The 17,610-nt window shown below is 76.0% G+C and carries 1 protein-coding gene; it reads right to left on the bottom strand.

What is annotated here, in order from left to right; all coding sequences use genetic code 11:
* Nucleotides 1–144: 144 nt before the first annotated feature.
* Complete coding sequence (locus WCD74_RS29375; protein ID WP_337698483.1) at nucleotides 145–17,586, bottom strand: type I polyketide synthase; 17,442 nt, start codon at nucleotides 17,584–17,586, stop codon at nucleotides 145–147.
* Between the last annotated feature and the right edge of the window lie 24 nt (nucleotides 17,587–17,610).

Genomic DNA, 17,610 nt, shown 5'->3' with positions numbered 1-17,610 from the left:
CTCGTCGAGCTCCGCCCGGGTCTCGTCGAGATCGGTCGTGACCCGGCGCAGGAAGTAGCGGAGGCGCTCCTCGGTCGTCTGCTCGCGTCCGGCAGCGGACGGCTCGTCACCGGCCATGGCGGTCCTCCGTGTCCGGGTCGGGGATCACGACGTGCCGTACCTCTCCCCCAGCAGGTCGAGCAGCTCGTCGTCGTCGGCGTCGGCGAGACCCCCGGCCGCGGCCTCCGCGGCGGCGGGCCGCTCGGAGCGCCACGTGTCGAGGAGTTCCTGCATCCGGTCGAGGACGGCGACGCGGCCCGGCGCGTCGGGGTCGGACGCGGCGAGGGACGCCTCGAGACCCGCGAGCAGGGCCTCCGGGTCCTTCTCGCCCGTCTCCTCGCCCGCCGGGACGAGCTCGCCGCCGAGCAGGTCGGCGATCGCCCGCGGCGTCGGGTGGTCGAAGACGAGCGTCGTCGGGAGCTCGAGGCCGGTGTCGCGGACGAGGCGGTTGCGCAGCTCGACCGCGGTCAGCGAGTCGAACCCGACGTCGCGGAACGCGCGGTCCGGGTCCACCTCGTCGCCGAGACCGAGGATGTCCCCGACGAGCCGGGAGACGGCGTCGAGCAGCACGTCCCCGCGGTCCTCCGGCCCCGCGGCGGCCAGGGTGGCGACGAGGGCCGGGGTGCCGTCCGCGGGGACCTCGGCCACGGGCCCGTCGGCGGGTGTGAGCTCGTCGAACAGGGTGCTCGGTCGGCGGACGGTGAAGCCGGCGCTGAACCGGGCGAGGTCGACGTCGGCGATCGTCACCACGACGTCTCCCGCCGCGAGTGCGGCGTGCATCGCGGCGAGGGCCTGCGTCGGCGGCAGCGCGGTCAGCCCGATGCGACGCAGCGCGTCCTCGGCGTCGTCGGTGACCATGCCCCCGTCCGCCCAGGGACCCCAGGCGATCGAGGTGGCGCTCTCGCCGCGGGCGCGGCGGGCCCGGGCGATCGCGTCGAGGCCGGCGTTGGCCGCGGCGTAGGCGGCCTGGCCACCGCTCCCCCAGGTCCCGGCGACCGAGGCGAAGAGCACGAAGGCGTCGAGGGTCTGACCGGCGAACGCCCGGTCGAGGGCGAGGGCGCCGGTGAGCTTGGCGTGCAACCCGTCCGCCAGGTCCGCGGCCGTGGTGTCGTCGAGCGGTCGGGTGTCGGAGACCCCGGCGGCGTGCACGACGGCGGTCGGGCGGGCGGGCAGGCCCTCGAGCAGCGCGTCGAGGGCGCCGGGGACGCCCACGTCGCAGGCCGCGAGGGTCACCTCGGCGCCGAGGGCACGGAGCTCGTCGGCGAGCTCGCCGGCCCCCGGAGCGTCCGCACCGCGACGACCGGTCAGCACGAGGTGCTCGGCACCCCGCCGGGCGAGGTCCCGGGCGACGTGGGCGCCGAGCGCCCCGGTGCCGCCGGTGATCAGCACGGTGCCCCGCGGGGACCACTCCGGGCCCGGCGTGGTCGGGGCGGCGACGAGCCGGCGGGCGAGGAGCCCCCCGACCCGGAGCGCGACCTGATCCTCGGAGCCCGCGAGCGCAGCCGCGAGCCGGGCGGGTTCGTCGGGGACGGGGTCGGCGGCGAGGTCGATCAGCCCGCCCCACGTGTCCGGGCGGTCCAGGGCGACGGTGCGGCCCAGGCCCCAGACCGCGGCCTGGAGCGGGTCGGCGGTGTCGGTCGAGGACGCGACGACGGCGCCCACCGTGACGGCGTGCACCCGCTCCGGCCCCCGGGACAGGTCGAGCGTGGCGGCAAGACCACGCGGCAGATCCGGGTGCTCGGGGTGCGGGCGCGTGTCCGCGCCGAGCAGGGAGACGACGTGCTCGGCGGTGTCGTCGTCGACGACGGTCGCTCCGCCGCAGACGAGCGCGTCCCGGACCCGGGCGATCAGGGTCGCGTCGGTGGTGTCGTCGGTCGCGAGGCGCCAGGTGCCGCCGAGCGAGGCCGCCGGTGCACCGACCGGGACCCACCGCTCGCGGTAGCGCAGGTGGTCGTCGGCCGTGCGCTGCTTCTGCGCGCGGCGCCAGGTCGACAGCAGCGGGAGCACCTCGTCGAGGGCCTCGCGGGCGCCGTTCTGCGGGCGCAGGGTGGCGGTCAGCTCCTCGAGGTCCTCGCGCTCCACCGCGTCCCAGAACGCCCGGTCCTCGACCGACGGACCCGCGGCCGCACCGAGCGGCGCGGCGTCGAGCCAGTAGCGGCGGTGCTGCCAGGGGTAGGTGGGCAGGTCGACCTGCTGGGCCTCGGGCAGGACCCGCTCCCAGCTCACGTCGACGCCCGCGGCGTGGAGCTGTCCCAGCGCCTTCATGACGTCGGGCTGGGCCGGGATCCCGTGCTCGGCCAGCGCGCTGAGCGTGGCGTCGGGCCCGAGTTCGAGGACGACCCCGGCGTCCATGGTCTGCAGGGTGTCGGCGAACCGGACGGTGTCCCGGACGTGGGACACCCAGTGCTCCGGGTCGGTGATCGCGTCGGTCGACCCGTTCGACACCACCGGGATCGTCGGCGCGTGGAACGTCAGACCCGCCACGACCTCGCGGAACTGGTCGAGCATCGGCTCCATGCGCGCCGAGTGGAACGCGTGCGACACCTGGAGCTGCTTCGTGCGCTCGAAGTGGCTCGCGACCGCGGCGACCGCGACCTCATCACCGGAGACCACGCATGCTCGGGGGCCGTTCACCGCGGCCAGGTCAACGCCCTCGGTGAGATGTTCGCGGACCTCGTCCTCCGACGCCACGACCGCGACCATCGACCCGCCGTCGGGAAGCTCGCCCATCAACCGGCCCCGGGCCTCCACCAGCCGGCACGCGTCATCCAGATCCAGCACCCCGGCGCAATGCAGCGCGGAGATCTCGCCGATGCTGTGCCCACCGAGCACGCTCGGGGTCACACCCCAGGACTCGAACAACCGGAACAGCGCCACCTCGAGGGCGAACAACGCCGGCTGCGCGTGCTCGGTCCGCGCCAGCAGCTCCGCGTCGTCACCGAACACGATGTCGCGCACCGGCACCCCGACGCGGTCACACACCGCATCGAACGCCCCCGCGAACACCGGATACACGGCATGCAATCCAGCACCCATCCCGAGGCGCTGCGACCCCTGACCGGTGAACACCACCCCTAGAGCCCCACCCCCCGACCGCACCGCCGACACCGACCGCAACCCCGCGCCGAGCTCCGCACCCGAAGAACCGATCACCACCGCCGACCACTCGAACCGCGACCGCGTCGTCACCAACGACCACGCCACATCCGCCACCGACTCCACCGGCCAGGTGCTCAACGCCGCCGCCTGCGCGGTCACCGCCTCCGGCGTGCGCCCCGAGAGCACCCACGGCACCGACCGTGTCCCGCCACTGACACTGGACGTCAGCCGTGTGCCACCACTGACATCCGGCTCCCCCACGTCCGGCACCGACCGTGTCCCGCCACTGACACTGGACGTCAGCCGTGTGCCACCGCTGACATCAACACCCGGCGCCTCCAGCACCACATGCGCGTTCGTCCCGCTGATCCCGAACGACGACACCCCCGCCCGCCGCGGACGATCACCGACGACAGGCCACGGACGCGACTCCGCGAGCAACGCGACCGCCCCGGCCGACCACTCGATCCGCGACGACGGCTCGCCCGCGTGCAGCGACGCCGGGAGCGTCCCGTGGCGCATCGACTCGACCATCTTGATCACGCCCGCCACACCGGCGGCCGCCTGCGTGTGACCGAGGTTCGACTTGATCGACCCCAGGAACAGCGGCTCCACGCGAGCGGACGCCGCACCGTAGGTCGCGAGCAGCGCGCCGGCCTCGATCGGGTCGCCCAACGACGTCCCTGTCCCGTGGCCCTCGACGGCGTCGACGTCCGAGGCCGACAACCCGCCCGCCGCGAGCGCCTCGCGGATCACCCGCTGCTGCGCCGGGCCGTTCGGCGCGGTCAGGCCGTTCGACGCGCCGTCCTGGTTCACCGCCGACCCACGCACCACCGCGAGCACCCGGTGCCCCGCCGCCCGGGCGTCGGACAGGCGCTCGACCAGCAGCATCCCCACGCCCTCCGACCAGCCGGTGCCGTCGGCACCCTCGGCGTAGGACTTGCACCGCCCGTCGGGAGCCAGGCCGCGCTGACGGGAGAACTCGACGAAGGTCCCGGGGGTCGCCATCACCGTGACGCCGCCGGCCAGCGCCAGGTCGCACTCCCCGCGTTGCAGCGCCTGCACCGCCCAGTGCAGCGCGACCAGCGACGACGAGCACGCCGTGTCCACCGTGACCGCCGGCCCCTCCAGACCCAGCGCGTAGGCCACCCGCCCGGACAGCACCGACCCCGCCGTCCCGAGCCCGAGGTAGCCCTCGACGTCGTCCGGCACCTCGCTCACGCCGGCGGCGTAGTCGTGGTACATCACGCCGGCGAAGACCCCGGTCCGCGAGCCGCGCACCGAGCGCGGGTCGATCCCCGCCCGCTCGATCGCCTCCCACGACGTCTCCAGCAGCAGCCGCTGCTGCGGGTCGGTCGCCAGGGCCTCGCGCGGGGAGATGCCGAAGAACGCGGCGTCGAAGTCCCCGGCGGTGTGCAGGAAGCCGCCCTCGCGGGAGTAGGTCGTGCCGCGGTGGTCGGGGTCGGGGTGGTAGAGCCGCTCGACGTCCCAGCCGCGGTCGGTCGGGAACCCGGTGATCCCGTCGCCACCACGGGCGACGAGGTCCCACAACTCGTCCGGCGAGGTGATCCCGCCCGGGTAGCGGCACGCGGTCCCGACGATGGCGATGGGCTCGTCGACCGCGACCCGCCGCGAGGGAACGACGGGCTCGTCGGATCCCTCGTCGGACAGCGTGGCGCGGACGTGCTCGGCGAGCGCGGTCACCGTCGGGTGGTCGAAGACGACCGTGGCCGCCCACCGGTGATCGGTGGCGGCGCCGAGGCGGTTGCGCAGGTCGACCGCGGTCAGCGAGTCGATGCCGAGGTCGGTGAACGGGATCTCCGGGTCGACGCCCGAGGCGTCGGCGTGGCCCAGCACCGCCGCGACGAGCTCGCGGACCATCCCGACGACGGCGCCCGCGTCCGCTCCTCCCGTCGGTCCCGCCCGGCGGGCCGGTCGGACCGGCCGCACGAGGGACCGCAGCACCGGCGGCACCGACTCCCCGGCCACGGCGCGCACCGCAGCCAGGTCGAGGCGCAGGGCCGCGACCAGCGGCGGGAGGGTCCCGGGCGCGGCGAGCACCCGGTCGAGGACGGCGAGTCCGGCCGCCGGCTCCAGCGGCGGGGTGCCGGCGCGGTCCAGCCGCGCCCGGGACTCGTCGTCGAGACCCCCGCCCATGCCCTCGGCGGTGTCCCACAGGCCCCAGGCGATCGAGGTCCCGGCGTGGCCGGCCGCACGGCGGTCGGCGGCGACGGCGTCGAGGACGGCGTTGGCGGCCGCGTACATGCCCTGGCCGGCGGCGCCGAGGGTCGCGGCGACGGAGGAGAAGAGGACGAGGGAGACCTCGCCGTCGCGGGTGAGCTCGTCGAGGAGCCGGGCGGCGTCGGCCTTGGCCCGCAGGACCCGCCCGAGACGGTCCGGGTCCGCGGAGGCGACGACGCCGTCGTCGAGGACCCCCGCGGCGTGAACCACCGTGCGCGGCGCGTGCTGCGCGAGCAGGGCTGCCACGGCGTCGCGGTCGGCGACGTCGGCCGCGACGACGGTCGCGCCGAGCTCGTCGCGCAGGGCGGCGGCGCCGGGGGCGTCCGGCCCACGTCGGGAGACCAGCACCAGGTCCCGGGCACCGCGTGCCGCGAGGTGGCGCGCGACGAGGGCCCCGAGCCCGCCGGTGCCGCCGGTGATCAGCACGGGTCCGTCGAGGTCCGTGCCCTGGGACGCGGGTCCGCGCTCGCGCACGAGCCGCGGGGCGAGCAGCGTCCCGTCGCGCAGCGCGAGCCGGGTCTCGCCGATCGCCAGCGCGTTCCCGACGGCAGGTGGGGCCTGCTCGGTCGTCGGGTCCAGGTCGAGGACCGCGACGAGCCCGGGGTGCTCGGTCGCCGCGGCGGCGACGAGGCCGTGCACCGCGGCGGCCCCCGGGTCGAGGACGGGCTCGTCGGGCCCGGTCGACACCGCGCCGCGGGTGAGGACGAGCAGCGGGCCGCGCTCCGCGGCGAGGTGGGCCTGCAGCACCGGCAGGAGCGTCGCCGCGTCGGCGACCGGCCCCACCGTCTCGACCTCGACGGCCTCGTCGGCCGTGCCGGCGGGCTCCCAGACCACGGTGTGGAGCAGGTCGGGGTCGCCGGGCACCGCGAGCGGGCGCAGGGCGAGCTCGTCGACGGTCAGCACCGGGACGCCGTCGGCGTCGGTCGCGGTGATCGCGACCGTGCCGTCCGCGCCCACCCGCAGCCGGGCCCGCAGCGTCGTGGCACCGGCCCGGTGCACGGTGACGCCGTTGAAGGAGAACGGGACGCCCGGACCGGCACCCGACCCGGCGTCGGCGAGCGCCAGGACGTGCAGGGCGGCGTCGAGCAGGGCCGGGTGCACGGCGTGCCCCTCGGCGCTCCCGGCGTGGGCGGGCAGCTCGACCTCCGCGAGCAGGGCGTCGCCGTCGCGGTGGGCGGCGGTGAGCCCGGCGAACGCCGGTCCGTAGTCGAGCCCGGCGTCGAGCTGGCGGGCCGCGAGGCCGTCGAGCTCGGCGTCGCCCACCGGCTGCGCGGAGGCCGGCGGCCAGACCGGGACGGCGGGCGTGGTCGCATCGGCGGTCTCGAGTCGTCCGGTGGCGTGCCGGGTCCACGGGGCGTCGGGCCGGTCGGGACGCGCGTGCACGGCGACGGAGTGGTCGGCCCCGACGACGACCCGCAGCACCGTCGGCCCGTCGACGACCAGCGGCGCCTCGAGGACGAGCTCCGCCAGCCGGCCGGACCCGGCGGCGTGGAGGGCGAGGTCGAGCAGTGCCGTCCCGGGCAGCAGGACCCGGCCCCCGACGACGTGCTCCGCGGCCCAGCCGGGATGCGACGGGGTCAGGCGGCCGGTGAACACCCGGCTGCCGTCGGGCTGGTCGATCGCTGCTCCCAGCAGGGGGTGCTCGCCGGCCGCGAGGCCGAGTGCCCCGGGGTCGGCGGGCGCTCCGGGCGTGAGCCAGAACCGCTCGTGCTGGAAGGCGTAGGTCGGCAGGTCGACCCGGGTCGCCCCGGGCAGCGCCTGTCGCCAGTCGACGTCGACGCCCGCGGCGTGAAGCTGTCCGAGCGCCTTCATGACGTCGGGCTGGGCCGGGATCCCGTGCTCGGCCAGGCTGCTCAGCGTCCCGCCGGGCCCCAGTTCCAGGACGACGCCCGCGTCCATGGTCTGCAGGGTGTCCGCGAACCGGACGGTGTCGCGGACGTGGGAGACCCAGTGCTCCGGGTCGGTGATCGCGTCGGTCGACCCGTTCGACACCACCGGAATGGTCGGCTCGTGGAAGGTCAGTCCCGCCACGACCTCGCGGAACTGGTCGAGCATCGGCTCCATGCGCGCCGAGTGGAACGCGTGGCTCACCGTGAGCTGCTTGGTGCGCTCGAAGTGGGCCGCGACCTGCTGCACCGCGTCCTCGTCACCGGAGATCACACACGCCTGCGGGCCGTTCACCGCGGCCAGGTCCACGCCCTCGGTGAGGTGCTCTCGGACCTCGTCCTCGGACGCCGCCACTGCGACCATGGAGCCACCGGCCGGGAGTTCGCCCATCAACCGGCCGCGCGCCTCCACCAGCGCGCAAGCGTCATCCAGATTCAGCACTCCGGCGCAGTGCAGGGCGCTGATCTCGCCGATGCTGTGCCCGCCGAGCACGCTCGGAGTGACACCCCAGGACTCGAATAGCCGGAACAGCGCCACCTCGAGTGCGAACAACCCCGCCTGGGCATGTTGTGTCTGCGCGAGCAGCTCCGCGTCCTCGCCGAACACGATGTCCCGCACCGGCTGCGGGAAACGTTCACAGACCGCGTCGAACGCCGTCCGGAACACCTCGTAGGTGTCGTACAGGTCGCGGCCCATCCCCGGCTGCTGCGAGCCCTGCCCGGTGAACACCACGCCGAGCCGTCCCGACCGTGCCGGCTCGAGAGCGCCACGCCCGGCCGCGAGCGCGTCGAGCCCGTCGAGCAGCTGACCATGGTCGCCCGCGACGACCGCCGCCCTGGGGAAGCGGGTGCGGTGCACGGCGAGCGTGTAGGCGACGTCGTCGACGGCGGGGGCACCGTCGCCACGCAGCGCCGCGGCGAGGCGTCGCGCACCGTCACGCACCGCGGCCTCGCCACGCCCCGACAGCACCCACGGCACCGGCGTACCACCGACTTCTGTGCCGTCCAGTGTCAGCAAGGCCGCACTGCTGACAGGGACACCCGGTGGCGCCTCCAGCACCACGTGGGCGTTTGTCCCCGACACCCCGAACGACGACACGCCTGCACGCACCGGGCGATCGACCTCCGGCCAGGGCCGGGCCTCCGTGAGCAGCGAGACCGCGCCGTCGGCCCACTCCACCTGCGGTGAGGGGGCGTCGACGTGGAGCGTGGGCGCGAGGCGGCCTCGGCGCATCGACTCGACGACCTTGATCACGCCGGCGACGCCCGCCGCGGCCTGGGTGTGCCCGATGTTCGACTTCACCGACCCCAGCAGCAACGGCTCCACCCGGTCCGCAGCCGACCCGTAGGTCGCCAGCAACGCCCCGGCCTCGATCGGATCCCCCAACGAGGTCCCGGTCCCGTGGGCCTCCACCACGTCCACGTCTGCCGGGGACAACCCGCCCGCCGCCAACGCCGCCCGGATCACCCGCTGCTGCGACGGACCGTTCGGCGCCGTCAGCCCGTTCGACGCCCCGTCCTGGTTCACCGCGGAACCCCGGAGGACCGCCAGGACCGGGTGCCCGGCGGCCACCGCGTCGCTCAGCCGCTCGAGCAGGACGAGCCCGACGCCCTCGGCCCAGCCCGTGCCGTCGGCCGCCGCCGCGAACGGCTTGCACCGCCCGTCGGGCGCGAGGCCGCGCTGGCGGGAGAACTCGAGGAACATGCCGGGCGTCGCCATGATCGTGCTGCCGCCGGCGAACGCGAGCGAGCACTCGCCCCGGCGCAGGGCGGCGGCGGCCAGGTGCATCGCCACCAGCGAGGACGAGCAGGCCGTGTCGACCGTGACGGCCGGTCCCTCCAGCCCGAACACGTAGGCCAGGCGACCGGAGACGACGCTCGTCGCGTTGCCGGTCAGCAGGTGGCCCTCGGCGCCGGGGGTCGCGCCGCCGTCGCCGCCGTAGTGCTGGGAGGAGGCGCCCACGAAGACGCCGGCCGGCTGCCCCGCCATGGTGCCCGGGACGATGCCGGCGCGTTCGAAGGCCTCCCACGCGACCTCGAGCAGCAACCGCTGCTGCGGGTCCATCGCGAGCGCCTCCCGTGGGGAGATGCCGAAGAACGCCGCGTCGAACCCGGCGGCGTCGTCGACGAAGCCGCCCTCGCGGGTGTAGCTGGTGCCCTCGTGGTCGGGGTCGGGGTCGTAGAGCGCCTCGAGCGGCCAGCCGCGGTCGTCGGGGAAGCCGCCGATCCCGTCGCCGCCCGCGGCGACCAGCCGCCACAGGTCCTCCGGCGAGCCGATCCCGCCGGGGAGCCGGCAGGCCGCCGAGACGATGACGACGGGGTCGTCGTCGGACACCACGGGCGCGTTCACGACGGCGGGCGCGGCCGGGACCGCCGCCTCGTCGACGCCCAGCCGGGTCCCGACCTCGCGCGCCAGCGCCCGCAGGCTCGGGTGGTCGAACACGACGGTCGCGGGCAGGCGCAGGTCGGTCGCGGCGCCGAGACGGTTGCGCAGCTCGACCGCGGTCAGGGAGTCGACGCCGAGGTCGCGGAACGCGCGGTCGGGGTCGACGCCGGATGCCTCGAGCCCGAGGACGCCCGCGACGTGCGCGGTGACCTCGGCGAGCAGGAGGGCGTCCCGCTCGGTCGGTGCGGTGGCCGCGAGGCGTGCGGCGAGCCCGCCGGCTGCCGCGGTCCCGCCGTCGACCCGCCGGGTGGCGGGACGGACGTGGTCACGCAGCACGGCTGGGACCGCGGTGGGGTCGGCGTCGCGCAGGGCGGCGCGGTCGATCCGGAGCGGGACGGGGACCGGGTCGGCGCCCTCGAGGACGGCGTCGAGGAGGTCCGCACCGGTGGCCGCGGTGATGGGAAGGATCCCGCCGCGGGCCATCCGGGCGTGGTCGGCGCCGGTGAGGTGACCGGTCATCCCGCCGTCGACGTCCCACAACCCCCAGGCCGCGGAGGTGCCGGGCAGGCCCCGGCGGCGGCGGTCGAGCGCCCACGCGTCGAGCGCGACGTTCGCGGCGGCGTAGGCCCCCTGCCCGGCCGCGCCCATGACGCCGGACGCGCTCGAGTAGGCGAGGAAGAACGCGAGGTCGGCGTCGGCGGTCGCGGCCTCCAACGCCGCCACCGCATCCAGCTTCGCCGCCACCACCGCGTCGACCCGCTCCGGGGTCAGCGACCCGACCACCCCGTCGTCCAACACACCGGCGGCGTGCACCACCCCCACCACCGGACGCCCCACGTCGGCGACCAGACCGGCCACCGCCACACGGTCCGTGACGTCGCAGGCCCGGACCTCGACGACCGCACCCGCGGCACGCAGGTCCGCCACGACCGACTCGTCGGCACGCCCCGACCGGCCCAGCAGGACCAGGTCGCGCACACCGTGCCGCTCCACCAGCCGCCGTGCGGCGAGCCCACCCAGCGCACCGGTCCCGCCCGCGACCAGCACCGCCCCGTCGTCGGGAACGCGATGCGGAACGGTCAGCACCACCTTGCCCACGTGCCGGGCCTGGGACACGAACCGGAAGGCCTCGCGAGCCTGCCGCACGTCCCAGGCCGTGAGCGGCGGCGGCGCGAGGTCGAGCCCGCGCAGGGCGCCGAGCATCGTCGCGATGCGGTCGTGACCCGCCTCGACGAGGTCGAACGCGCGGTACGTGGCCCCGTCGACGGTCGCGGGGTCGCGGACGTCGGTCTTGCCCATCTCCAGGAACACGCCGCCGGGGCGCAGGCAGCGCAGCCCGGCGTCGACGAGGTCGCCGGCCAGCGCGTCGAGGACCACGTCGACCCCGGCCCCGCCCGTCGCCGTCCGCACCATCGCCTCGAAGGACGCGTCGCGCGAGGACGCGATCTCGTCCCCGGCGAACCCCATCTCGCGCAGCACCGGCCACTTCGCCGGTGACGCCGTCGCCAGCACCCGCGCGCCGAGGTGCCGGGCCACGGCCACGGCCGCCGTCCCGACCCCGCCCGTCGCCGCGTGCACCAGCACCGTCTGCCCCGGCTGCACGTCGGCGAGATCGACCAGGGCGTAGTAGGCGGTGAGGGTCGCGAGCGGGACGGCGGCAGCCTCCGCGAAGGTCCGCCCGGTGGGCAACGGCGCGACCGTGCGCCGGTCGGTCACGACGACGGGGCCGAACGTGCCGGTCGCGAGGCCGTACACGCGGTCGCCGACGGCCAGGTCGTCGACGTCCGCGCCGACACCGGCCACGACGCCCGCGATCTCCCCACCGAGCAGGGCGTCCCCGGCGTCGGGGTACATGCCGATGGCGAGCAGGGCGTCGCGGAAGTTGATGCCCGAGGCGCGCACCGCGATCCGGACCTCGCCGCCCGCGAGCGGACGGTCGGCGTCGTCGGTGGGCACCAGCGCGAGGTCGTCGAGGGTGCCCCCGTCGCCGGCCGTGAGCCGCCAGGCGGCAGAGTCCGGCGCGACGAGCTCGTCGGGGTCGGCGGGGTCGGCGGGGTCGGCGAGGCGGGGCACGCTCGCCCGGCCCTCCCGGAGCACGACCTGCGGCTCGCCGGTCGCGACGGCGCGTGCGAGCAGGTCGGAGGTGTCGTCGTCGGTGTCGACGAGCACGACCCGACCCGGCGCCTCGGACTGCGTCGAGCGCACGAGGCCCCAGACCGCGGCGGCCCCGAGGTCGACCGGGTGGCCGGGCCGGGGGTCGACGGCGTTCCGGGTGACGACGACGAGGGTGCCCTCGTCCCCGTCGAGGTGGTGCTGGACGACGGGGAGCACGGCCGCGAGCGCGGTGTGGGCGTCGGCGCCGGGGGCGACGACGTGCACCGCCCCCGGCACCGACCCGTCGTCGGGAAGGGGTCGGGGCCGGTGGACGAGGCGCAGCGGCCGGAGGACGGCGGTCGCCGCTACGGGGGCGCGCAGGGTGAGGGCGTCGACGGTCAGGACCGGGGTCCCCGCGGCGTCGATGGCCGTGAGCGCGACGGTCTCGCCGGCGGGCCGCAGACGGACCCGCAGCGCGGAGGCACCGGTGGCGTGCACGGTGACGCCCTGCCAGGCGAACGGCACGCGCGCCGTGTCGTCGGCGCCGGTCAGCGCGGTGGCGTGCAGGGCGGCGTCGAGCAGCGCGGGGTGCAGGCCGAGGGCCGGGTCGGCGGTGCCCTCGGGCAGGCCGACCTCCGCGAAGATCTCGCCGTCTCGACGCCAGGCGGCAGTCAGACCGCGGAAGGCGGGGCCGTAGGCGAGGCCGCTCGCCGCGAGGTCGTCGTACAGACCGTCGACGGCGAGCTCGGAGGCCCCTGGTGGTGGCCACGCGATGTCGACGGCGGGTGCGCCTGCGGTCGGGGCGAGGAGACCCTCGGCGTGCCGGAGCCAGCCGCCGTCGGTCGCGGCGTGCACGGAGACGGTGCGACGGCCGGTGTCGTCGGGTGCACCGAGGACGACCTGCACGGCGACCTCGCGCTCGAGGACGAGCGGGGCGGTGAGGGTGAGGTCGTCGACGGTCGGGGTCCCGACCTGCCGGCCCGCCTCGGTGACGAGTTCCAGGACGGCGGTTCCCGGCACGACCGTGCGGCCGTGCACGACGTGGTCGGCCAGCCACGGCTGCCCGGACGTGCCCAGCCGCCCGGTGAGCAGCGTGATCCCGCCCTCGGAGAGGGTCGTCATCGCGCCGAGCAGCGGGTGCCCCGTCGCGTCGAGACCCGCGGCGGCGACGTCGCCCGGGGTCCGCGACGGGGTGGGCCAGAACCGACGCTGCTGGAAGGCGTAGGTGGGCAGGTCGGTGGCGCGAGCGTCGGGGAGGACCGCGTGCCAGTCGACCTCGACGCCCGCCGCGTGGAGCTGTCCCAGGGCCTTCATGACGTCGGGCCGGGCCGGGATCCCGTGCTCGGCCAGCGCGGACAGCGTCGCGTCGGGACCGAGTTCGAGGACCACGCCCGCGTCCATGGTCTGCAGGGTGTCGGCGAACCGGACCGTGTCCCGCACGTGGGAGATCCAGTGCTCCGGGTCGGTGATCTGCTCGGTGGACCCGTTGGAGACGACCGGGATGGTCGGCTCGTGGAAGGTCAGCTCCTGCACGGTGGCGCGGAACCGGTCGAGCATCGGCTCCATCCGCGCCGAGTGGAACGCGTGGCTCACCTGGAGCTTCTTCGTCCGCTCGAAGCGGGCCGCGACCTCGGCGACCGCATCCTCGTCACCGGAGATCACGCACGCTTGGGGGCCATTCACCGCCGCCAGGTCGACCCCTTCGACCAGGGCGGCCCGCACGTCCTCCTCCGACGCGACCACCGCGACCATCGACCCACCGGACGGGAGCCCGCCCATCAACCGACCGCGGGCCTCCACCAACCGGCACGCGTCGTCGAGATCCAGCACCCCGGCGCAGTGCAGCGCACTGATCTCCCCGATCGAATGCCCACCCAACACCGCGGACGTGACACCCCACGACTCGAACAGCCGGAACAGCGCCACCTCCAGCGCGAACAACCCGGCCTGGGCATGCTGCGTCTGCGCGAGCAGCTCCGCGTCCTCGCCGAACACGATGTCCCGCACCGGCTGCGGGAACCGCTCGCAGACCGCGTCGAACGCCGTCCGGAACACCTCGTAGGTGTCGTAGAGCTCGCGACCCATGCCCGGGTGCTGCGAGCCCTGCCCGGTGAACACGACCCCGAGCTCGCCCGAGCCCGCTCGCACCGGCGATACCGTCGCCAGTGCCGTCTGCAGCTCCTCGACCGACGACCCGGTGACCACCGCGACGTACTCCAGCCGCGCCCGCCCCGTCGCCAGCGAGTACGCCACATCGGCCGCCGACTCCACCGGCCAGCTCGCCAGCGCCGCCACCTGCGCCGACACCGCCTCCGGCGTGCGCCCCGAGAGCACCCACGGCACCGGCGTACCACCCGCGTTTGTGCCGTCCAGTGTCAGCATGGCCGCACTGCTGACATCAGCCGCCGGCGCCTCCACCACCACGTGCGCGTTCGTCCCGCTCATGCCGAACGACGACACGCCGGCGCGGCGGGGACGGTCCACCTCCGGCCACGCCCGCGCCGAGGTCAGCAACGACACCGCCCCCGCCGACCAGTCCACGTGCGGCGACGGCTCCTCGGCGTGCAGGGTCGCGGGCAGTTCCCCGTGCCGCATCGCCATGATCATCTTGATGAGGCCGCCGACCCCCGCGGCGGCCTGGGTGTGGCCGATGTTCGACTTGAGCGAGCCGAGCCACAGCGGTTCGGTCCGCTCGACCGCCCCGTACGTGGCGAGCAGGGCCTGCGCCTCGATCGGGTCGCCGAGACGGGTCCCCGTGCCGTGGGCCTCCACCGCGTCGACGTCGGCCGGGGAGAGGCCGCCGGCGGCCAGGGCGTCGCGGATCACCCGCTGCTGGGCGGGCCCGTTCGGCGCCGTCAGGCCGTTGGAGGCGCCGTCGGAGTTCACCGCCGAGCCCCGGACCACCGCGAGCACCCGGTGCCCGGCGGCCTCGGCGTCCGAGAGCCGCTCGACGAGCAGCACGCCGACACCCTCGCCCCAGCCGGTCCCGTCCGCGCCGGCCCCGAACGCCTTGCACCGCCCGTCGGAGGCCAGCCCACGTTGCCGTGAGAACTCGAGGAAGGTGCCGGGGGTGGCCATCACGGTCACCCCGCCGACGACCGCCAGCGAGCACTCCCCCGCCCGCAGCGACCGCGCGGCCAGGTGCAGGGCGACCAGCGACGACGAGCAGGCCGTGTCGACGCTGATCGCGGGCCCCTCGAGCCCGAACGCGTACGCCAGCCGGCCCGACACGACGCTGGCCGACACCCCGGTGCCGATGTGTCCCTCGAGCTGTTCCTCGGCCCCCGTCAGGAGCGAGACGTAGTCCTGGCCGTTGGAGCCGACGAACACGCCGCTCCGGGACCCGCGCAGCGACGTCGGGTCGATGCCGGCGCGCTCGAACGCCTCCCAGGTGGTCTCCAGCAACTGGCGCTGCTGGGGGTCGGTGGCCACGGCCTCGCGCGGGCTGATCCCGAACAGGTCCGCGTCGAAGAGCGCGGCCCCCGTCAGGAAGCCGCCCTCCCCGGAGGTGGAGGTGCCGGGGTGGTCCGGGTCGGGGTCGACGAGGTGGTCGAGGTCCCAGCCGCGGTCGTCGGGGAAGGGGCCGATGCCGTCGCGTCCCCTACGCACGAGGTCCCAGAGGTCCTCCGGGGAGGCGATCCCCCCGGCGTAGCGGCAGGCCATCCCGACGACGACCACCGGGTCGTCGTCCACGATCGCCGACGTGCCGGTGAGGTGGTCGGTCGTCTCGGACGGCGCTCCCAGCTCGGCGTCGAGGTGGGCCGCGAGGTCGTCCGGGGTCGGGTGGTCGAAGGCGATCGTGGCGGGCAGGGCGAGGCCGGTCAGGGTGCCCAGGCGACTGCGCAGTTCGACGGCCGTCAGCGAGTCGACCCCGAGGTCGCGGAAGGCGCGTCCGGCGGGGACCGCGTCGGCCCCGGCGAAGCCCAGGACGGCGGCCGCGGTCTCACGGACCACGGCGACGAGCCGCGCCCGGCGGCGGGCCGAGGACAGGTCGCCGAGCTCGCGGCCCAGCGCCGAGACGTCCGACGCGGGACCCGCTAGCGCGGCGCGCGCGGCGGGGATGCCGTCCAGCAGTCGGGTGGGCCGGGCGACGGCGAGGGTGGGCGCGAAGCGGTCCCAGTCGACGTCAGCGACGACGACGGTGGCCGGTCCGGCCGTCGCGGTCGTGAGGGCGTCGAGGGCGACGTCCGGGACCAGGGTGGCCAGTCCCCGACGACGCAGGTGCTCCTCGACCTCCGCGTCGACCATCCCGCCGTCGGCCCACGGCCCCCATGCCAGCGACGTGCCGACGACCCCGCGTGCACGGCGGGCGGCGGCCAGACCGTCGAGCCACGCGTTGGCGGCCGCGTACCCGATCTGTCGGTCGCTACCCCAGGTCCCGGCGATGGAGGAGAACAGCACGAAGGCGTCGAGCGGGGCGTCCCCGAGCAGCTCGTCGAGGTTCCCCGCCCCGGCCGTCTTCGCGCGCAGCACGTCCGCGAGGGCGGCGGCGTCAGCGTCGGCGAGCGGGGTGTCGGTGCCCACGCCGGCGGCGTGGACGACCGCCGTGAGCTCCCCCGGCAGGTCGGCGAGCAGGGCGGCGAGGGCGTCCCGGTCGGCGACGTCGCACCCCCGGGCCTCGGCCTGCGCACCCGCGGCGCGGACGTCGTCGAGCAGGTCCGCGACGCCGGGCGCGTCCGGCCCGCGCTGGCCCACCAGGACGACGTGCTCGGCCCCGCCCCGTGCGAGCCACCGCGCCACGTGACCGCCGAGTGCGCCGGTGCCCCCGGTGACGAGGACGGTTCCGCGCGGGCTCCAGTCGGTGCCGCGGGGTGCGGCGGCGGGCGTGAGACGGCGGGCGAGCAGGCCGGTCCCCCGCACCGCGACCTGGTCCTCGTCCCCGCCGCCGAGTGCGGCGGCCAGGAGACGTGCGACGGCGGCGTCGGGACGGGCGGGCAGGTCGATCAGCCCGCCCCACGCGCCCGGCCGTTCCAGCGCGACCGTCCGCCCGAGCCCCCACAGCGCGGCGCGGGCCGGGCGCACCGGCGCGTCGGACGGCGCGGTGGACACCGCGGAGCGGGTCAGCGCCCAGACCGCCACGTCGGAGCCCTGGACGGTGCGGGTGAGCCGGACCAGCGCCTCGGGCAGGCCGGGGTGGTCCGGGTGGTCGGTGTCGTCGTCCCCGGTCGCGGTGACGACGACCAGGTCGTGCGGCTCGGCCGGGTCGTCGACGAGCGCCGCCCCGGCGTGCTCCGCGGCCGCCGTCAGCTCGGGCGGCACGTCGCCGACGACGCACCAGCGCCCGCCCGTCGCCGTCCCGGCCGGGGCGATGCGGACCCACGACTCGACGTAGCGCAACCCCTCCATCGCGCTGGTGCCGCTGGGCTCCGGGTCCGGCCAGAAGCGCGCGCGCTGGAACGGGTACGTCGGCAGGTCCACGGCCCGCGCCCCGGGCAGGACCGTCGGCCAGTCGATCGCCACGCCCGCCGCATGGAGTTGCCCCAGAGCCTTCATGACGTCGGGTCGGGCCGGGATCCCGTGCTCGGCCAGGCTGCTCAGGGTGCCATCGGGTCCGAGTTCGAGGACGACACCGGCGTCCATCGTGGTGAGGGTGTCGGCGAACCGGACCGTGTCGCGGACGTGGGAGACCCAGTGCTCCGGGTCGCCGATGTGCTCGGCCGACCCGTTCGACACGACCGGGACCTGCGGCTCGTGGAACGTCAGCTGCTGCACGACCTGGCGGAACTCGTCGAGCATCGGCTCCATCCGCGCCGAGTGGAACGCGTGCGACACGGAGAGCTTCTTGGTCCGCTCGAACCGGGCCGCGACCTCGGCGACCTTCAGTTCGTCGCCGGAGATCACACAGGCCGCCGGGCCGTTCACCGA

It is taken from the genome of Actinomycetospora aurantiaca (assembly GCF_037401875.1).
In the GTDB taxonomy this organism is placed as follows: domain Bacteria; phylum Actinomycetota; class Actinomycetes; order Mycobacteriales; family Pseudonocardiaceae; genus Actinomycetospora; species Actinomycetospora aurantiaca.
Note: the sequence above shows the minus strand (reverse complement) of the source record. Positions and strands in the feature narration are given on the sequence as shown.